16 protein-coding genes are annotated in these 19092 nt (G+C 59.3%); 12 read left to right on the top strand and 4 right to left on the bottom strand.

Annotation, left to right across the window (positions count from 1 at the left end):
* The first annotated feature begins 100 nt into the window (after positions 1 to 100).
* From EIK79_RS14445 to EIK79_RS14425, 5 genes are all read left to right on the top strand, one after another.
* Positions 101 to 2884, top strand: coding sequence for a dipeptide ABC transporter ATP-binding protein (locus tag EIK79_RS14445; RefSeq protein WP_394337785.1), 2784 nt, complete (start codon positions 101 to 103; stop codon positions 2882 to 2884).
* 53 nt (positions 2885 to 2937) lie between these two features.
* The gene (locus EIK79_RS14440) at positions 2938 to 4593 is read left to right on the top strand and encodes an ABC transporter substrate-binding protein (RefSeq protein ID WP_124955904.1); all 1656 of its coding nucleotides are present in this window, start codon (positions 2938 to 2940) and stop codon (positions 4591 to 4593) included.
* Between the two features lie 210 nt (positions 4594 to 4803).
* Complete coding sequence (locus EIK79_RS14435) at positions 4804 to 5847, top strand: ABC transporter permease (RefSeq protein WP_124955902.1); 1044 nt, start codon at positions 4804 to 4806, stop codon at positions 5845 to 5847.
* 2 nt (positions 5848 to 5849) lie between these two features.
* Entirely contained in the window at positions 5850 to 6800 is a 951-nt protein-coding gene (locus tag EIK79_RS14430) for an ABC transporter permease (protein ID WP_124955900.1), read from the top strand.
* Between the two features lie 6 nt (positions 6801 to 6806).
* Positions 6807 to 7190: a DUF7268 family protein gene (locus EIK79_RS14425; RefSeq protein ID WP_124955898.1), complete on the top strand. Its 384-nt coding sequence runs from the start codon at positions 6807 to 6809 to the stop codon at positions 7188 to 7190.
* Between the two features lie 14 nt (positions 7191 to 7204).
* On the opposite strand, the gene EIK79_RS14420 is transcribed toward EIK79_RS14425, so the two are convergent.
* Together EIK79_RS14420 and EIK79_RS14415 are read right to left on the bottom strand one after the other, a co-directional pair.
* Complete coding sequence (locus tag EIK79_RS14420) at positions 7205 to 8473, bottom strand: dihydroorotase (RefSeq protein ID WP_124955896.1); 1269 nt, start codon at positions 8471 to 8473, stop codon at positions 7205 to 7207.
* 61 nt (positions 8474 to 8534) lie between these two features.
* Entirely contained in the window at positions 8535 to 9206 is a 672-nt protein-coding gene (locus tag EIK79_RS14415; protein ID WP_124955894.1) for a lipoyl protein ligase domain-containing protein, read from the bottom strand.
* A 53-nt stretch (positions 9207 to 9259) separates the two neighbouring features.
* Here EIK79_RS14415 and EIK79_RS14410 point away from each other — a divergent pair, with 53 nt between their 5' ends.
* Positions 9260 to 10123 (top strand): hypothetical protein, encoded by an 864-nt coding sequence (locus EIK79_RS14410; RefSeq protein WP_124955892.1) that lies wholly within the window; start codon positions 9260 to 9262, stop codon positions 10121 to 10123.
* Between the two features lie 9 nt (positions 10124 to 10132).
* On the opposite strand, the gene EIK79_RS14405 is transcribed toward EIK79_RS14410, so the two are convergent.
* Positions 10133 to 11146, bottom strand: coding sequence for a zinc-dependent alcohol dehydrogenase family protein (locus EIK79_RS14405; protein WP_124955890.1), 1014 nt, complete (start codon positions 11144 to 11146; stop codon positions 10133 to 10135).
* Positions 11147 to 11297: 151 nt separating this feature from the next.
* On the opposite strand from EIK79_RS14405, the gene EIK79_RS14400 reads away from it, so the two are divergent.
* Positions 11298 to 11744: a PaaI family thioesterase gene (locus EIK79_RS14400; protein WP_124955888.1), complete on the top strand. Its 447-nt coding sequence runs from the start codon at positions 11298 to 11300 to the stop codon at positions 11742 to 11744.
* 164 nt (positions 11745 to 11908) lie between these two features.
* Here EIK79_RS14400 and EIK79_RS14395 read toward each other — a convergent pair whose 3' ends face one another.
* The gene (locus tag EIK79_RS14395) at positions 11909 to 12481 is read right to left on the bottom strand and encodes a cysteine hydrolase family protein (protein WP_124955886.1); all 573 of its coding nucleotides are present in this window, start codon (positions 12479 to 12481) and stop codon (positions 11909 to 11911) included.
* A gap of 73 nt (positions 12482 to 12554) precedes the next feature.
* Here EIK79_RS14395 and EIK79_RS14390 point away from each other — a divergent pair, with 73 nt between their 5' ends.
* From EIK79_RS14390 to EIK79_RS14370, 5 genes are all read left to right on the top strand, one after another.
* Positions 12555 to 14012, top strand: coding sequence for an Hvo_1808 family surface protein (locus EIK79_RS14390; RefSeq protein WP_124955884.1), 1458 nt, complete (start codon positions 12555 to 12557; stop codon positions 14010 to 14012).
* Positions 13981 to 15294 (top strand): Hvo_1808 family surface protein, encoded by a 1314-nt coding sequence (locus tag EIK79_RS14385; protein ID WP_124955882.1) that lies wholly within the window; start codon positions 13981 to 13983, stop codon positions 15292 to 15294. Before EIK79_RS14390 ends, EIK79_RS14385 begins: the two co-directional genes overlap by 32 nt.
* Positions 15295 to 15423: 129 nt before the next feature.
* On the top strand, positions 15424 to 16896 hold the full coding sequence (gene arcD / locus EIK79_RS14380; protein WP_124955880.1) for an arginine/ornithine antiporter ArcD: 1473 nt from the start codon (positions 15424 to 15426) through the stop codon (positions 16894 to 16896).
* Between the two features lie 82 nt (positions 16897 to 16978).
* Positions 16979 to 18115 (top strand): nicotinate phosphoribosyltransferase, encoded by a 1137-nt coding sequence (locus tag EIK79_RS14375; RefSeq protein WP_124955878.1) that lies wholly within the window; start codon positions 16979 to 16981, stop codon positions 18113 to 18115.
* Between the two features lie 157 nt (positions 18116 to 18272).
* On the top strand, positions 18273 to 19082 hold the full coding sequence (locus EIK79_RS14370) for a hypothetical protein (RefSeq protein WP_124955876.1): 810 nt from the start codon (positions 18273 to 18275) through the stop codon (positions 19080 to 19082).
* Positions 19083 to 19092: the final 10 nt, after the last annotated feature.

Below are 19092 nucleotides of genomic sequence, written 5' to 3'. Positions count from 1 at the left end.
ATTCCTAAACGATTTAACTGTCCTATCCATACAGCTCCCAACCGTGTCCGATTTACTCTCTCTGTCAGGCGTTAAAACACAGTTCGATACCGACCGCGGTATGGTGAAAGCGGTTGACGGGATCGACCTCACGATCCGCGAGGGGGAGACCGTGGGTCTCGTCGGGGAAAGTGGATCAGGAAAGTCCGTCACTGCCCTGTCGACGATGGATCTTGTCGATTCGCCGGGAGAGATCGTCGATGGACAGATCGAGTTTCACGATCCGGAGGTTGTGAGACGGGTCGCACAACAGTATCCCGATCAGATCGTTACTGGGCGTCACGACGGGTTTATCTACATCAACAAGGGTCATGTCGACAGATCGGCTGTTCCCCCCGACGTTACCATCCCGGACCGGGCCGACGCGCTCGGATCGCTCGCGCGGTTGTATCCCGACGCGATCGTGCGTGAAAACGAGGACGGCTACCTGTACATCGAGGACGGCTATGTCGACCTCATGGCTGCGCCCGAACCGGTGTTACGGGATGTCCGGGGTGGAGACATCGGAATGGTGTTTCAGGATCCGATGACTTCGCTCAACCCCGCGCTCACAGTGGGCGAGCAGGTCGCAGAAAGCCTCAACCTTCACCGCCATGGAGAACAGAAGGCCGATACGTGGCGCAACGCCATCAGCGAATCACTCATTCCCGGACGGATGAGTGCGGAACTCCGGGAGGAGACGATCGAACTGCTCGCGGAGGTGGGAATTCCTGAACCTGCTCAGCGAATCGATGAGTACCCACACGAGTTCTCCGGTGGGATGCGCCAGCGCGTGCTCGTTGCCATTGCGCTCGCCTGTCGTCCGAAACTCCTCATTGCCGACGAGCCGACGACGGCGCTCGATGTCACTATTCAGGCCCAAATTCTCGACCTCATCAACGATCTTCAGGACGATCTCGGAATGTCTGTGCTGTTTATTACACACGATCTCGGGGTCGTCGCTGAAACGTGCGATCGTGTGGCAGTTATGTACGCCGGCGAGATCGTCGAAGAAGGTCCTGTCGAGGAGATTTTCACCAACCCGTCCCATCCGTACACTTACACGCTCCTCGAATCGATTCCCCACGAAGGAACGGATCGACTCACACCAATCGAGGGCAACGTTCCGGACCTCATCAACATGCCTGATGGGTGTCACTTCGCGTCCCGGTGTCCGTGGTCCAAGCCCGAGTGTGAGGAGGGTGAGATTCCCTACCTCCAGAACGGTCCGGAGTCGATCGATCACCGCGCGAAATGCATTCTCCCGGACTACGACACCAGCCGATACCGTCCGGAGGGGGTCAGCGCTACATCCAGCCACGATGTCGACACCGACGAGGATCCGCTGGTGTCTGCCCGCGGTCTGACGAAGCATTTCTCCCGAGCTGACGGTATTCTCGGCAAACTGTTCGGGGAAGGAACGGTCAAAGCCGTCGACGACATCGACCTCAGCGTGTACGAAGGCGAGACGTTGGGGTTGGTCGGTGAATCCGGCTGTGGAAAGTCGACGACTGGTCGGTCAATTCTACAGCTAACCGAGCCGACCGACGGAACGGTCCTGTTTACCGGCGACGTGCTCAATGATCTGGGCCGGTCAGAACTCCGAGAGAAGCGCCAGGACATGCAGATGATTTTTCAGGATCCACTGTCGAGTCTGGATCCTCGGCAGACTGTCGGAAGCACGATCGCTGAGCCGCTCGAAATTCACGATCAACCAACATTCGACGTTTCGGCCAACGTGTTCGGCGGCCAAGATGTCGAGCTGACCGGTACTGAATCGCTTCTCGGAGAACTGGTCGAACGCGAAGAAAGCGACATCGCCGTGACGATTCGAGATCAAGAAGTCGGCTCGCTCGAACTCCGGACAGAAGTGCTCTCGAAGGAGGATATCGATATTAGTATCAGTGAACGAAGCAGGGGACTGACACTCTCGATCGAGATCAACCGAGCGAAACGGGATCTCCTGGACGCCCGTATCACTGAACTGCTGAGCGAAGTTGGTCTCGATCCAACGCAGCGTGACCGGTATCCACACGAACTATCGGGTGGACAACGACAGCGTGTCGGCATCGCTCGCGCGCTCGCCGTCGATCCGGATTTCATCGTCTGTGACGAACCGGTGAGTGCGCTCGACGTGAGCGTTCAGGCACAGATCATCAATCTCCTCGAAGATCTCCAACAGGAGTTTGGACTCACCTACCTGTTCATTGCACACGATTTATCAGTAGTTCGTCACATTTGTGACCGCGTTGCGGTGATGTATCTCGGGAAGGTCGTGGAGGTTGCTGGCACAGACGAACTGTTCTCCGATCAGAAGCATCCATACACGGAGGCGTTGTTGTCCGCGGTTCCCGTTCCGGATCCGACTCGGGAATCGGAGCGCATCCTCCTCGAAGGGGGCGTTCCAAGTCCCGTCGATCCGCCGTCCGGCTGTTCGTTCCGGACGCGCTGTCCCTCTGTCATTCCTCCTGAGAGCATCGAAATCGATCAGGAGACCTACCGAGAAGTAATGCACTTCCGACAGCGCGTCGAAGAGAAAGCGGTCGATCTCGACGCAATCCAGGAAGAAGGGTTCGTCACCGACGGTGGGACCAGCGTCGAAGCAGCCGAGAGATCGAACGCAACGGAGAACGCTTCGGCACAACAGCTTGTCGATCTCATATTTGATGGTGATCTGACGGGCGAGAATCGGATGACCATCGCGTGGGCCATCGATCTCATCGACGATGGAAAATGGCCAGAAGCCCAGAATGTGCTCAGGCAGCGCTTCGAAAGTGTATGTGAGCGAACCCAACCTGTTCTTCAAAAAGAGCCACACCCCGCGGCTTGTCACTTGTATAATCAACCAGACACAACACAACGTTAAATTCTATTGTTTAATTCGGTAGACTTATATCTGGCCATTCACCCTGTGTGTGTATGGAAACGGATGGCACTCATAGTCGGCGAACGTTTCTAAAGGCAGCGGGAGCCACGATGGCGACCGTGTCCGTGGCTGGCTGTACCGGCTCGCCCAAAGACACCAGTTCTGGCGGCGGTGACGGTCCTTCGGGAACGCTCATGTACAGTCGGGGTGCTAGAAATTCGACGCTCGATATTCACGTTACAACGAGCGGCGAGGACGTAAAAGTCACAAATCAGATCTACGACAAGCTCATCGATTTCAAACCGGGACAGAACCAGATCACGGGCAGTCTAGCGAAAGAGTACACTCTCGACGGAACAACGGCCTCACTCACGTTGCGCGAGGGCGTAAAGTTCCACAACGGAGACGAGTTCACCGCGCAGGATTTCGAGGCAACTTACCGTCGACTCACCGATCCAGAGTACAAACATTACATCGGAAAGAAGAACGTATCAGCGTATTCGAACATCGTGTTCGGGCAGATCAAGTCGGTGTCGGTCGTTGGCGACTACGAACTCGAAATCGAGTTGACAAAGAAGTTCGCACCGTTCTTTCGGAATCTCGCAATATTCGCTGGCGGCGTCCTTCCGAAATCGGAAATCGAGAGCGGGACCGACTTCAGCACAACGGCGATCGGCACCGGACCGTTCACGTTGGATCAGTACGAACAGAACGGCCGACAGATCCGTTTACGAGCCAACGAAAACTACTGGAACGACGGGCCAGAAGTCAGTAAGGTCATTTTCAGTACTGTCGGTGAGAACTCGACGCGGGTGTCTCAACTCATCAGCGGGAAGACTCACATCATCGATGGGATCGACCCGGACGGAGTCAGTCGGATCGAAAACAACGACGGTGTGTCCGTGCAGCAGAAAGTCGGTCTCAACGTCGGCTATCTCGCGCTCAACATGGAACGGATGAAACCGTTCCGGAAGAAAAGTGTCAGAAAGGCGATGAACTACGCCATCAATACGAAAGTCATCGTCGAGGAGATCTTCTCAGGGCTCGCAACCCAGTCAAGCCAGCCGATCCCGGAGTCGGTGATGGGCTACAATGAGAACATCGATCCGTACCCCCACGATCCACAGCAGGCAAAGACGTTGTTAAAAGAGGCTGGCCACGGCAACGGATTCAATATGGAGCTTGCGGTGTTCAAAAACCCTCGGCCGTACATCCCCTCACCGATACAGACCGCAGAACAGGTCAAATCGGACCTCAGCGCAGTCGGGATCAACGCGGAAATCAGCCAGATGTCGTGGGAACCGTATCTGGAATACACCCAGACGGGCAAACACGACGCCTGTTTCCTGGGTTGGAACACCGACAACGGCGATCCGGACAACTTCTATTATCCCTTGCTTCACCCCGCCGTAGAGAGTCCGGACGGTCAAGATTGGGTGAGCTTCGACACCGACGGCTACCAAACCACAAACGCGAGTGGGTGGGCCAACCAGGAGTTCATGTCGTCGGTTGAAGAGGCCCGGTCCATTACTGGCAGCGTTCAAGAACGAGAAGGGCTGTACAGGGAAGCTGGCAAACTCGCCCACGATGAAGCGCCGTGGGTGTTCCTTGATCACACGAACGTGCTGCGTGGCGTCTCAAATAGTGTCTCCGACTACAACGTGTCGGCTGTCGGTGGACCGTTCCTCCGAACTGTCTCCGTCGAATAGCGATTCTGTTCGGTCAACTTATTAACAGTAATCTATCATATAGCTGTTTCGAGTGGCGTATCCGTCGGCGGCTATCGCCTGTCGAACGCGTCTGCGGTGGTCGATCCTACGGCTACAACCGTGTACTTTCTTCACGGGTTCGTGTAATACTTCCGTCTGATTGGACGGAAATAGTGGGTTTTTTCAACACTCGCCTCCGCCTACAGGTAGATGGCTTCGAAATGGTTCGTTGTAAAGCGGCTCCTGCTGCTGGTTCCAGTCCTGCTTGGGGTTGCCACGCTCGTTTTCGCCGTGCTCCATATCAGCCCCGGCGATCCGGCGCGAGTGATGGCCGGACAGCGTGCCAGTCAGGAACAGGTAGAAATGGTACGGCAGGAGATAGGACTCAGCGATCCCATTTGGGTCCAGTACGGTCGGTTTTTGGCCGATACGGCACAGCTCAAGCTCGGTGAGTCGTACGTACTTCGACCGAATCAGTCTGTGGCGTCGATACTAAAAAACAGCATCCCGACCACGATCGAACTCGCGGTGTACGGTCAGCTGATCGGCATCCTGCTCGGTCTCCCGCTCGGTGTTATTAGCGCCATCAAACAGGATTCGATCACGGACCACATCACGAGAATCGGTGCATTGACCGGGATCAGCGTCCCGATCTTCTGGAGCGGACCGATCGTCATCATCCTGTTTTCAGTGACGCTCGGAATCTTCCCAACGAACGGTCGGATCGCTCAGCAGTATTTCCTCAGTGATACGTGGCTCTTCTTCGGACACGAACTCCCGCGCACGGGATTGATCACCCTTGACACGCTGTTACTCGCCCGGTACGACGCGTTCGTGTCTGCTGTAAGACACCTCGTGCTTCCGGCGTCGGTCATCGGGTTCTACTCGATGGCATTGATTTCCCGGATGATGCGGTCGTCTATGCTTGAAGTCGTCCGGCAGGATTACATCCGGACGGCCCGCGCTAAAGGGCAGGGTGAACGGATAACGTTCCTGAAACACGGGCTAAAGAACGCGTTCATCCCGGTGATCACGGTGATTGGAATCCAGTTCGGGACGTTGCTCGGCGGCGCGGTGTTGACCGAGACAGTGTTTGGTATCGAAGGGATCGGTATGATCCTCGTCGACGCGATTGATGTCGGCGACTATCCTGTCGTGCAGGGTACTGTGTTGGTGTTTGCCCTGCTTTTCACACTCGTTAACCTCGGTGTCGACATCACGTACTCCTATCTCGACCCACGCATCCAACAGTAACAATGAGCACACACACACACGCGAACGGACGGAAACGAGGGATTCGCGGTCTGTTGGCCCGGATTCGTGACTCACAGTTTCTCTCGGAGCTCGCATCGAATCGGCTGGCGATCGTGGGATTGCTCATCATCGCTACGATCGCCGGTCTCGCAATCTACGCTCGGGTGTTCATCGGCGGTCTCCCGCCGTTGACTGACGGCCAGTACGAAGCGATCACACTCTCGAATCTCAGTGGCAATTCAGATATGGCTGAAGCCCCGCCCAGCCTGCGGTATCCGTTCGGATTGGACGGGCAGGCCCGGAGCATTTTCCCGCGCGTGATGTACGGCGCATGGCTCGCGCTGAAGTGGGGTACCGTTACCGTCGGCGCGTCGACGGTCCTTGGTGTTGGATTGGGGATCCTCGCCGCGTACTACGGCGACATCGTCGATAACGTCATCATGCGGACGATGGACGTGCTGCTCGCGTTTCCGTCGTTGCTGCTGGCGCTCGCACTGGTCGCCATCTTCGGTACCGGTCTCCAAAACGCCGTGATCGCGCTGGTACTCGTGTACACCCCGCGATTCGCTCGTGTCGTCCGGGGTGCTGCGCTCAAGGTGATGGAAGACGAGTACATCGACGCCACGGTTGCGCTCGGCGCAACCGATTTCCGGGTGCTTGTGCGCCACGTCATCCCGAACTGTCTCGCGCCGGTCACCGTCCAGAGCACGCTCAACTTCGGGCTGGCGATCATCGATCTCGCGGCGCTGTCGTTTTTGGGCTTCGGAGCCGAGGCCGGCACACCGTCATGGGGATGGATGCTCTCGAACGGCGTCGAATACGGACTCCACAGCGCGTGGTGGTGGGCGTTCTTCCCCGGTCTGTTCCTCGCGCTGACCGTTCTCGGGTTCAACCTGTTGGGTGACGGTATGCGCGACGCGCTCGATCCCCGGATGCGCGACGCCATCGACTGAGTATCGATGGACCGAACCCCTCGGTTACGTTCGAACGGGCCGCTGTGGTCGTGGATACGCGATCGCGTCCGTCTGGTCGGCTCGGCTGCCCTCGGGGGCGGTGTGCTCGCTGTCCTCGGGGTTGTGGTCCTCCTGCTCGTCACGCCGTCCGGTCTGGCTGTTGTGAGCACACAAGCGTTTTCGCTCGGAGCGCTCTGTTTCGGGTTCGGGCTGTTGGGCTGGTCCGGTTCGGTGCTCGCAGGTTCAAGCGTCGAAAACGCACAACGGTATCTTGACACCGGAACCAACTGGTCGGAGGACGACTCCCGGCGAGCGATGGCCCGGATCGGCGGCTTCGGCTTCGGCGGAATGGTCGGCGTGATCGCGGTGTCGTCGATCCTTTGGGTGTAAGTGTCGAAGCGATTCTACTGGTCGCGGACGTTCTGTCCGACTCGCTCTCCGAACTCGCCGTTTTCGTAGACGATCTCGCCACGGACCATCGTCCATTCGGGGAAGACGCCTCGTCGGCCTTCGAAGGGGGTCCACTCACAGTTCGAGTGGAGGTTATCGGCTGTAATCGTCCGCGACTCGTCCGGATCAACGAGCACGAGATCGGCGTCCCGTCCCGCCTTGATCCGTCCCTTTCGTGGCAATTCGAACAGCCGCGCCGGATTCGTGGCGGTGAGATCGCGCACCCGATCGTAGCCGAGGCGACCCGCGCGGGCTTCTTCGAGAAGGAGGGGCAACGCGGTTTCCACGCCGGGGACACCGCTCGGGGCGTCCCAGACACCGGTATTCTTCTCGGCTCGCGTGTGGGGTGCGTGGTCGGTGGCGATCAGGTCAACGGTGCCGTCGGCTACCCGGTCGTACACCGCCTGCCGGCGGTCTTCGTTCCGGAGAGGGGGGTTCATCCGGCCGAACGTGCCCAGTTCGTCGAGATCGTCCCGACTGAGAAACAGGTGGTGGGGTGTCACTTCGCACGTCATTCCCGCTGTGGTTGCGCGATCAATGCCTGCCGGAGTGCTGGTGTGGGCGATGTGGATCTGGGTGTCGAGAGCGGTCCCGATGTCACACGCACGCTCAACGGCTGTGACTTCGGCGTCGGGCGTTCGGTAGGCGCTCCATGCGTCGGCATCGGATCGGTTTCGGGCGGATTCATCGAACTGCGTCGCGTCCTCGGCGTGGACAGTGACGTGAACGCCGTGTTCGGTGGCTCGTTCGAGGGCGTTCTCGAAGAGCTCGGTGTCGATGCCCATGTTTCCGGTCGAATCCGCCAAAAACACCTCGCCCAGCGCAAACAGCGGTTTTTCGAGGAGCGCGGGCGACCAGTCCGGTGTCACGCCGCCGTTGAGTCCGAAATCGACGTACGACGCCTGCGCGAGTTCATGTTTCTCTTCAAACGCTTGTGGGGTCGTCGTCGGCGGATCGGTGTTCGGTTGATCGACCACGGTCGTTACACCACCCGCAGCTGCGCTTTTGCTCCCGGTTGTCCACGTTTCTTTGTGGGCTGCCCCCGGTTGACGGAAATGGACGTGGGTGTCGATCATCCCTGGCAACAGGAGCTTCTCCTCCGCGTTCCGAACAGTCTCCTCGGAGCGTGGGGATAGCGCCGGATCCACCGTCTCGATCTGTCCGTCTGTGACACGAACGTCCCGGACGCGACCATCAGCGAGCGTGGCGGTTTCGATGAGCATACGCCCGATACCCCCATGAACGACTTCACTGCAGCGATCGGTTCCGATCGGCCCACCACGCTCATATCTGTTCGATCGTGGGATCGTCGCCGGCAAGCGCCTGTTCGATCTCGTGGATGACGGCCTGCGGATCGCTCGGACCGCCTGCACGGGCAACGCTGCCGACGCTGTCGGGAGCGAACGGCAGTCCGAGCGCGTCGTACACGTCTCCGAGCACCGCTGCGATCGCGGCGTGGTCACGGACGATAACGATCCCTGAAACGAGCGCGGCGTCCTTTCGAACGCGTTGGGCGATTCCGACGATTTTTCCGGTCGCTTGGAGCGAGTGGCTTCCCGGACAGAACGAGTCGTCTGGCTCGCCGGGTGCTGCGGTGACGCCCACCCGAGACAGCGCCACCTGAATGTCAGTCGTCACGGCTGAGTACCGTGATTGTAACCCAGTTCGAATGTCGTCGATCCGTTTAGAGCGCGCGAACGCGACTGTCGATCCCGTGTAGGCGACTGCCCGCCCACCGACCGGGCGTTCTGTCGGTGGATAGCCGTGGTCGCTTGCGGTCACTCGGGCGGCTTCGTACCCGTTTTCGTGCGTGTCGCGCCGACCGAACGCGATCTGCCGGTGTGGTCGCCACACCCGAACGCCCGATTCGCCGGTTTCACGCGTGGTTTGGAGTAGCTCACGAGTGTACGAACGATCGTCCTCGATCGTCTCGCCGCGACCGCGGAGCACGCGCATACAGGGTTCTTTGAGCGACGGGGCTAAAGGTTCGCGCTCGAAGCTCACAACGTATGCCGACCCTCTCTGGTGATGTGCTAGGGGAATATCAGCGGTTCTCGTTGTACAACTCGCCGTACACCGCTCACGACAGCGGGTGTGCGATCGATCTCTACCCTGAGCCGGACGAAACGATTGCGCACAGCCCCGTGGCGGGAACGGTGTTCGATACACAGCGCGTCCGCGCTCCAGAGACGGCGTCCGCCGCGGCCCATGATCACCTGCTACTCCTCGACACGGGCGCGTCGATCGCCCGACTGCTCCACGTTGATCCGACGGTCGAACCGGGCGACTCCGTCGCCGTTGGTGATCCGATCGGCACGTTCGTTTGGACCGGATTTTTCGATCCGTGGGTCGACAACCACATCCATCTGGGCTTTCGTCCGTCCGACGCCGATCCCTACCGGGCGTCGGGATCGCTTTCGATCGAGGTAGACGTTCCCCTCCGTGCACTCGCGTGGGACGGCACCGGTCGCGTCGTTGAGCGCGGGGAGACGTACGTCGTTCTCGACCAACCCGAACACCCCGATCCGGGTGCGTGCTTTGTGGGAGTAGCTACCGACGTAGCTAACGGGAGTTCCGCCAGTTCAGGGGTGCTTGACGGCGGGTGTCCCCACTACCCGGGTGGTGGGTGGCTCGCCGTGGATGGAGCGGCTCAGGCTGGGACGACTGAGAACGTCGCGCTGGCTGGAACACCCATCGGTCGCGCCGACGGCCGGGATGTGCAGTGGGACAGTATCGAGATCACAGCCAACGGAACGCCGATCACGGGGTTGTCGTTCTTTCTGGCCCGCGATTCGTTCGGCGTGAAGCTGATCTGTCCCAACGTCCGGTTCGACGTGGGCGAGCACATCACTGTCACTGTCCAACGCGACTGAGACCGACGCTCATTCGACCGAGATGACGACCTTCCCGTGGTGTTCGCCGCGGTCGACGTACCGGTAGGCCGCCCGGACATCGTCGAAGTCGAATACGCGATCGATGACCGGCTCCATCCCCGTCGTGGCAATGGCGTCGTTCATCCGGTCGAACATCGCTCGACTTCCGACGGTCACCCCGGTGACAGTGAGCGATTTATGAAGCATGGGGGCGGGATCAACCTTTCCCTCAGAACCACTGAGCACGCCGATGAGGTGGACGTGGCCGTTGGCGTCGGCCGCTTGTAACGACTGCGCCAACGTTCCTGCTCCGCCGACTTCTACGACGTGGTCGACGCCGCCGGTGTGCTGGTGGACGACCGCACCCCATTCGGGCGTCGATTCGTAGTTGATTGTCTCTTCAGCACCGAGTTCGCTGGCTCGTTCGAGCTTCTTGTCGCTTGAGGAGGTGACGACAGCGGTGGCACCGTGCATCGTGGCGAACTGCAACGCGAACGTCGAGACGCCGCCCGTCCCGAGTGCGAGCACGGTTTCCCCCGCACTGAGACCGCCGTCCTCGACGAGCGCCCGCCACGCTGTCAGCCCCGCACAGGAGAGCGTTGCCCCCTGTTCGTAGGAGAAATGCGGAGGAAGCTGCGGGAGGCTCTCAGCAGGGAACGTCGCGTACTCCGTCAGCGCGCCGTCGATCGTTCCACCCGTCGAGCGGGCGAGCCGTTCGGGTGTGCCCTCGCCATCGATCCAGTCGGGTGCGAACGGCGTTGCGACGCGATCGCCAACGGAGAGCTGCGAGACCTCTGATCCGACTGCAACGACTTCGCCAGCGCCGTCGGACAGCGGAATCACCGGCAACTCCGCACCGGGATAGGCGAGCTCGGCGTTCGCAATGGCGAGATCGCGGTAGTTGATCGAGCAGGCATGAATGCGGACGAGTGCCGCATCAGCGGCCGGCGTGGGCTGCTCGCGCTCAGTCTGGACGATTCCCTCGTAGTCGGGATCGGTTTCTTGGACTTCGTACGCTTTCATCGTTCTACTCAGGAGTTTGATGCGTTGTTACTTCCATCCTTGGGTCGTTCCCGAGATCGCCTCAAACGAGAAACAAGAATGGACAGTCGTTTCCGCCGTCAATTTCGGCAGTGATCGGTGAGTACAAGCCTCCCCACACGTGAGCAGGGGCATGTCCGAGGACTTTCCGGACGATGCCGTGGCGCTGGTACAGCAGTTCATTGATCAGAACCACGGCTATCTCTCGTGGCTCGGCGTGACGGTCGATGATTTCACGTTCGACGGCATGACGCTCACCATCCCATTCGATGAGAAACTCACCAACCCGACCGACCCGCCGACGATGCACGGCGGGATCGCGGCCACGCTCGTCGACACCGCCGGGGGCGTGGCGCTCCGTCCGCATCTCGAAAACCCGCTCGGTGGCGAGGTGGCGACGATCAACCTCAACGTCAACTACCTCCGACGGGCCGCTGGCGATCTCACCGCCCGCGCTGAAGTCGTCCGGGCTGGCAACAGCGTCGGGATCAGCCGAGTGACCGTCGAAAGCGAGACACAGGATGGCGACATCCAACCCGTCGCCGTCGGACAAGGCGCGTACCGGCTGTTTCAGGAGTAGACCGCCGGCGACGCCTGCTCATTGACTCTCGTTCGAGGACCCGAAGCATCGATACGAAGCGTACCGAAGCGTACCGAAGCGTACCGAAGCGGAACGAACTTGCGTTTCGCTTTGGGTGGGCGATCCGACTGACCCAGCCAGACAGGCAGTTTTGCTCAACAGCGTCACGCGAATTGGATCGCCTCGATCGGTCTGATTTCCCCGAACAGCCAGTCGGTGTGTTCGAGTGCGTACTCGCGGTGCTCGTCTTCGATGACGCCGACCGCGTTCTCGACGATGACAGGACGGAAATCCCGAAGACCGGCACTGCCGGCGGTGTGCAGCACACAGACGTTGGCGAGCGTCCCGCAGATGAGCAGATCACGAATGCCGTGGGTGTCCAGAAACCCTTCGAGATCAGTGCGGTAGAACGCGTCGTAGGTGTGTTTCGTGACGACGTGATCATCAGATTCGACGGGCAGTCCCTCGACAATCTCGGTCTCCCACGTTCCTTCGAGCACGTGCTCGCCCCACCGGTCGAATTCATCGTAGTAGTGGGTGTCATCAAACTGCCCCTCTGGGTGGACATCACGGGTGTAAATCACCTGTGCGCCAACAGTGCGCGCCAGTTCGATGACTTCACGAACGGGACCGATGGCCGCCTCGCTGTCAGGAGCGTACAGACTCCCCTCTGGGTGACAGAAGCCGTTTTGCATGTCGATAACGACCACAGCGGTCGTCTCGGGATCGAACTGCATGGTATACGTTGACGATCGGGAGTCAAAACGTTTCTTCCGTGGTGTTTTTCCCGATTGCGACTCACGGTTAGATATGCGATTCCGTCCGGTGGTGCTCCTCGTTATGGTCGTTCTCGCTGGGTGTGGCTCTATGCCGACCCTTGGAACAGATTCGTCTCCGACTAAAACAGCACCCGAAAACCAGATCGAGTCGGCTAATCTGACCGCGTCTGATGGGGCGGACAACCCAGATATCGGCCGGCAGAACGGCTATACCCACAATCAAACGCTGTCAATCGACGCCGCCGACGGTCTCAACAAAAGCGAACGGGAGGCCGTCGTTTCAAGGGCCATGGCTCGTGTGGAACTCGTTCGCGGAACGGAGTTTAAAGAGAACGTTTCAGTCGAGATCCAGTCGAGATCCGAGTTCAAACAGGGACAGGAAACCGCAAACGTCTCGGCGTCGTTCCGACAGTTCGACAACGCGAAATTCGAGGCGATGTTTCTCGTCGGGGAGAGAACTGATTCACTCAACACACAGAGCACCAGCCGCGGGGAAAACGTTCTGGGCTACTACAGCCACGACGAGAAGTCGATCGTCATCGTGAGCGACAGCGAAACGCCAACGCTCGACGGTGAACGAACGCTGGCCCACGAACTCACACACGCCCTCCAAGACCAACAGTTCAATCTCTCCTCGTACAACAAAACGACGCGAGACAAGTACAACGCGGTCAACGGACTGATCGAAGGCGAGGCGAACCTCGTCCAACAACGATACATGTCGCTTTGTGGTAGCGAGTGGGACTGCCTCCCGAATTCCGACTCGGGCGGAACGTCATCGCCACCGAACAACTGGGGCATCTATCTGCTCGATTACTTCCCGTATGCGGAGGGGTTGGAATTCGTCGCCACCAATCAGCGCCAGGGCGGATGGGACCGGATCGATACGCTGTTTTCGGAACCTCCCACGACGACCGAGCAGGTGATCCATCCCGAGAAGTCTGGCACTGACCAGCCGGCGTCTGTGTCCCTCGCAGACCACAACCGAAACGGCTGGGAACGAGTCAGTCTGAATCCTGAAAAACGAGGCGAGACACGCCCGGACCACGCCGTTCTCGGACAGTCGGCGCTGACCGTAATGTTCGCTCAAACCGCGTTCGATTCGTACAACCGATCTGAAGTCGTTTCTCGGAACGCGATTTTGAACACCGGTGGTGATGGCAGTTCGAACTCACTCGACTACGGTCTCTCGGCCACGACAGGATGGAACGGCGATCGGCTTCACGTGTACGAGAAAAACGGCAAAACTGGCTACGTGTGGAAGATACAGTGGGACTCCTCACAGAACGCCTCGGAGTTTGCAGACGCATACCGGGCGCTTCTCAGCCACTGGGGCGGGACGAAAACCGGTAACGGAACGTGGGTCATCGAGAGCGGTCCCTTTGCGGATGCGTTCTCGGTAACGGTAACCGATTCGACGGTCCACATCGTGAACGCGCCCACGACCGACGATCTCAGTGACGTTCGATCGGGGGCGTCTAATGGATGAGCGGCGGATAGCCCTCCTCGTACTCGCGTCACTTACCGTGACAGCTGGCTGTTCGATGCCGTTTGGGACAGAAGATGCGATCGGACGCGAAGGCGGATACAGCGCGACCGACGAACTGGACGTGACGACCGATGACGGTCTCAACGAGTCTGAACGCGCGAGCGTCGTTCATCGAACGATGGCCCGTATCGAGGTGATTCGGGGATTGGAATTCGACCGCGATGTTTCTGTCCGTGTTATCTCCCGCGCTGCGTACCGCGAGCAACGCAAACAGTTCGGGCTTTCATCGACGAACGCGACTGAGTGGACCGAACAGGTGTGGGAGGCGCTGTTTCTCGTTGACGAACCGACGAACGCGACTGAAGCCGTCTCAGACGTGTACCGTGGCTCGGTGCTTGGGTATTACTCTGAGGGAGATATCGTCATCGTAAGCGACAGCAATACCCCTCGTATCGATCCCTACACCCTTGCGCACGAACTCACACACGCTCTTCAGGACCAACAGCTTACTCTGAATGTTCGCACGGAGACACGGGACGCACAGCTTGCAGCCAACGGACTGGTCGAAGGTGACGCGAACGCAGTCGAGTATGAGTATCGCCACCGGTGTGGCGGGTCGTGGTCGTGTCTCCCACAGCCGGGACAGTCCGCTGACAACGCCGACCGGAATCAAGGCGTGTACACGACGATCAGCATGCCGTACATCCAAGGCCCGGCGTTTATCCGAGCGCTCTCCGAGCGCGGCGGATGGGAGACGGTCAACGACGCCTACGAATCGTTTCCTGAAAGCACTGAGCAGATCATTCATCCGGCGCGATACCCGGATGAGCGTCCCGAATCCGTTCGAATAACTGATCGATCAACCGGGAACTGGCAGCGGTTCGCTGGCTCTCCCCAAGAAGAGACGGTCGGAGAAGTGTCGATATACACGATGTTTCGGACCAACGGCGTCATTCCAGCCCCGCAGAACGGTCGGGAGAACTACTCGCATCCGCTGTCTGCCGGTTGGGCTGGTGACCGACTCGTTCCTTACAACAACACGGATGGACAGAACGGCTACGTCTGGAAAACGAAGTGGGACACCGAACGAGACGCAAAACAGTTCGTTGACGGCTACGAACGGCTTCTCGAACGACACAACGCCAGCGCCGTCGATGGAACACACCGTCTTCCCGAATCCAATCCCTACGCTGACGCGTTCCGTGTAACCCGCGATGGCAGCACTGTAACGATCGTGAACGCGCCCACAACCGACGAACTCGATCGAATTCACCGCCCGTAACCTGGGTCGCGATCGCTTCCCGATCCATCACGCCAGCAATGACACATCAGCTGTCTGAGTGACGATCTCCCACATACCTGGGAGTAATGAATATACAGGTTCAAATTCCTCGAAGTGATATCGGGGGTAATGGCATCCCTTTCGTTCGAACCGTTGAGTTACGACGATCTGCCGCCGGAACGGCGGCCGACCCTGTTTCAGGCGCTGATTCCAGTGATCGGTATGCTCGTCTTCTTGAGCGTGGGGGCGGTGCTGTTAGATCTTGATCCACATCTTCCGTTGTTATGGGCGATCGTTCTGACTGGATTGGTCGGTCGGTACTGGAGTGGCGTACCGTGGGAGACACAGTATGAGGGACTCGTCGACGCACTCCGGATGGGGATGCAGGCGATACTCATCCTGTTTGTGATCTACACCCTGATCGCCACATGGATGTCGGCAGGGACGATCCCGGCGCTGATCTACTACGGCTTAGATCTCCTATCGCCGTCAGTGTTCCTTCCCGCAACCGCCGTGTTAGGGCTGGTGGTGGCGTTCGCTGTCGGTTCCTCGTGGACGACGGCCGGAACGATTGGCGTTGCGTTCATGGGAATCGCTCAAGGGCTTGGGGTTCCTCTCGCAATGGCTGCTGGAGCGCTCCTTACAGGGGCGTACACCGGTGATAAGCTCTCGCCGCTGTCGGACACGACGAATCTCGCGGCTGCGGTGACAAACACCGATCTGATGACACACGTCCGAACCATGCGCACCGGGACAACGCTGGCGTTCGGGATCTCTCTGCTCGCCTACGCGTCTCTCGGACTCGCTGCGCAGGGATCCATCCCCGCCGGACGGATCGAGACGATCCAAACCGCGATCGCAGGCTCATATTCGTTGCATCCGGTCGTGTTTCTCCCGCTGTTCGTGGCGTTTGGGCTTGCGCTCGCGGGCGTGCCAGCGCTTCCATCGCTCGTCTCAGGCGTGTTCTTCGGCGTGGGAACGACGATCCTCGTTCAAGGTGTCTCGTTCACGGCGGCGTGGGAGATCGCCCAGTCCGGAACTGATCCCCAGACGGGTGCTGAACTGGTTAACGAACTGCTCGCCAGCGGCGGTCTCATGGGATCGACGTGGACGATCACGATCGTCGTCGCGGCGCTTGCGCTCGGAGGACTGTTGGAACGGACAGGCGTGCTCGCGGTGCTCGCACACCACATCGGCCGAATGATCGAAAGCGTCGCCGGGTTAACCGCTGGCACCGCCATCTCGGCCGTAGCGATGAACGCGCTTGCTGCCGAGCAGTACATGAGTATCGTCGTACCCGGCATGACGCTGCGGGGACTGTACGATGACTTCGATCTTGAGTCACGGAATCTCTCGCGTGCCGTCGAGTCAAGTGGTACTGTTACCAGCGCGTTGATCCCGTGGAACGCCGGCGGCGTCTACATGGCCGGCGTGCTCGGCGTTCCGACGCTCGCGTACGCGCCGTACTACTTCCTCGGATTCCTCTCGCCGGTGATACTGCTCGTTATGGGTGTTACCGGGTGGCGGATGCACAGCACACAGCCACCGGCGGAAGCGGATGCCGGAAGCACCACCGACGCCACGACAGCCGACGACGACTGATCTCCGGTCTCTATCGACACTGGCCGAACTCTCCGCACAGTGAATCAGGCTGCTTTTTCGCGTTGCCACGAGAAGGGCGAGTATGTTCGACATCGTCCCCCCGTCTGCGATCCGCGAGGGTCGGGCGACGGACGCCTATTTCGACCGGACGCTCACGACGTTGACTGACGCCGACGTGGATCCGCACGTGGTCGCGGAGGTCACGGCCGATCAGTTCCCGACTGGGAACTTCGAGCTGTTTACCGGCGTCGAGGACGCGGCGGAACTCCTCTCTGATCGACCGATCGACGTTGACGCGCTTCCGGAGGGCCAACTGTTCGACGGCGGCCCTGTCATGCGAATCGAAGGCCGGTACACCGAATTCGCGCGGCTCGAAACCGCACTGCTCGGCTTTCTCTCTCACGCGAGTGGCATCGCAACGAATGCGCTTCATGCCCGGCGTGTAGCCCCCGATTCCCAACTGCTGAGCTTCGGCGCGCGTCACGTCCACCCTTCAATGGCGGCGGTCGTCGAACGTGGCGCACTCGTCGCGGGGTTTGATGGCTTCTCACACGTCGCTGCTGGCGAGCTTCTCGGGAAAGAAGCCAGCGGAACGATGCCCCACGCGCTCGTGCTCTGTTTCGGAGCAGGCGAACAGGAAGCGGCGTGGACGGCGTTCGATTCGGCCGTCGGTGAAGACGTGCCTCGGATCGCGCTGTGTGACACCTTCTCCGATGAGACTGACGAGGTGCTCAGGGCGGCTGAGGCGATCGATCTCGACGGTGTTCGGATCGATACACCCAGCTCCCGACGGGGGGACTTCCGCCACATCGCTCGGGAAGTTCGGTGGCGACTCGACGCCGACGGGTTCGAGGATGTCGATCTGTTCCTCAGCGGAGGGATCGAACCAACGGACCTCCGAGCGCTACGGGATGTCGCTGATGGCTTCGGCGTCGGTGGCTACGTCAGCAACGCGGACCCGATAGACTTCGCGCTGGACATCGTCGAGATCGACGGCGAACCCATCGCCAAACGCGGGAAGCTATCCGGCGAAAAGGACGTGTACCGAACCGAAGAAGGCGGTCACCGTGTCCGGCCCGCGTCGGATTCGGGAACGGGCGAACCGTTGCTCGAACCCCTCATTCGAGACGGCGAGATCGTCCGAGAGTTCGATATCGATGAAGCCACTGAGCGAGCGCTAGCCGACGCCGAACGCGTAGGGTTTGGTACCGGCGACTGATCCCTCCGAGCGACCACGGGGTAGTGGTCGCTGGATAACGTCGTAACGATTAGTGGTACGGTGCTCCTGCGTCGTGTGCTCCCTCCGACGGACTGCTGTGGAAAGCACTTGGTATACAACGTAAATTATAACTTTGTATGACGTAACAGCGTGGTTGATGGCGAGCTTGATTGGTTCAGCGATTGTACTATTGATTGGATCTCTTGCAGTGCTCTGGTTTCCCGTTCGGATTCAAGCTGTCTGGAACGAAGAGAAAGCTGCTCCGCCGATACCCATCCGCACGCGCTCTCACCACATCGTTGATTTCGAGGTGACCGACAGAAATTTTCCGACGATCGGAGCGTCGTTCTTCTGTCTAGCAATGTTCGGGTTTTTGACCGGTGCGAGTGGCGTGTTAGATTCAGTAGGATTGTCTACAGTATCGGAGCAGCTCATGGGCGGTGGCGTTGCGATGATGGCTCCGGCGCTTCTGTTTGCTATTACAGCACAAATAATTTACTCGTTCGATCGCCCGCAGTTTTTGGTTCCGCCACATCTCCGTGGCGAGTACGACCGAGACGAGCGTTCAGCTGAGACTGCCGCCGGTGAGGAGTTCGACTTCACGAACGAGGAAGTCCAGCAGTTGCTACAGACTGATGACGACCTGCTGAACAATCTCGAAGGGATGGTGGCGGATGATCTGGCCCACCTCGTGTACGAAGACGAAGAGGAATCGCACTACGCAGTGCTTGACATCTGGTGGAACCAAGTTGCTAGAGAATTCGGACATGAGCCGCCCGAGGAAGACGATGGCGGCGCGTATCTCGTAACCCTCGCGTCTACAGAGGCGTACCAAGACCACGCCGACCGCGTCGGTGAGTATCCAGAGGTGGAATCTAATATCTGTGGCACATCCCCGTTCATCGTTGAACACCAAGCCGAATCGACCAAAGATGTGCCTCTTGACAACCAAACTGAAAAAAATTAATTGTAGTTGA

The organism is Halocatena pleomorpha, from assembly GCF_003862495.1.
Classification (GTDB): domain Archaea; phylum Halobacteriota; class Halobacteria; order Halobacteriales; family Haloarculaceae; genus Halocatena; species Halocatena pleomorpha.
The sequence above is the reverse complement of the archived record's forward strand: the minus strand, read 5'-3'. Positions and strand labels throughout refer to the sequence as shown.

Coding starts and splice junctions, on each gene's coding strand:
- EIK79_RS14445 (WP_394337785.1), top strand. CDS start 101: ATGGTGAAAGCGGTTGACGGGATCGACCTCACGATCCGCGAGGGGGAG.
- EIK79_RS14440 (WP_124955904.1), top strand. CDS start 2,938: ATGGAAACGGATGGCACTCATAGTCGGCGAACGTTTCTAAAGGCAGCG.
- EIK79_RS14435 (WP_124955902.1), top strand. CDS start 4,804: ATGGCTTCGAAATGGTTCGTTGTAAAGCGGCTCCTGCTGCTGGTTCCA.
- EIK79_RS14430 (WP_124955900.1), top strand. CDS start 5,850: ATGAGCACACACACACACGCGAACGGACGGAAACGAGGGATTCGCGGT.
- EIK79_RS14425 (WP_124955898.1), top strand. CDS start 6,807: ATGGACCGAACCCCTCGGTTACGTTCGAACGGGCCGCTGTGGTCGTGG.
- EIK79_RS14420 (WP_124955896.1), bottom strand. CDS start 8,473: ATGCTCATCGAAACCGCCACGCTCGCTGATGGTCGCGTCCGGGACGTT.
- EIK79_RS14415 (WP_124955894.1), bottom strand. CDS start 9,206: ATGCGCGTGCTCCGCGGTCGCGGCGAGACGATCGAGGACGATCGTTCG.
- EIK79_RS14410 (WP_124955892.1), top strand. CDS start 9,260: ATGCCGACCCTCTCTGGTGATGTGCTAGGGGAATATCAGCGGTTCTCG.
- EIK79_RS14405 (WP_124955890.1), bottom strand. CDS start 11,146: ATGAAAGCGTACGAAGTCCAAGAAACCGATCCCGACTACGAGGGAATC.
- EIK79_RS14400 (WP_124955888.1), top strand. CDS start 11,298: ATGTCCGAGGACTTTCCGGACGATGCCGTGGCGCTGGTACAGCAGTTC.
- EIK79_RS14395 (WP_124955886.1), bottom strand. CDS start 12,481: ATGCAGTTCGATCCCGAGACGACCGCTGTGGTCGTTATCGACATGCAA.
- EIK79_RS14390 (WP_124955884.1), top strand. CDS start 12,555: ATGCGATTCCGTCCGGTGGTGCTCCTCGTTATGGTCGTTCTCGCTGGG.
- arcD (WP_124955880.1), top strand. CDS start 15,424: ATGGCATCCCTTTCGTTCGAACCGTTGAGTTACGACGATCTGCCGCCG.
- EIK79_RS14375 (WP_124955878.1), top strand. CDS start 16,979: ATGTTCGACATCGTCCCCCCGTCTGCGATCCGCGAGGGTCGGGCGACG.
- EIK79_RS14370 (WP_124955876.1), top strand. CDS start 18,273: ATGGCGAGCTTGATTGGTTCAGCGATTGTACTATTGATTGGATCTCTT.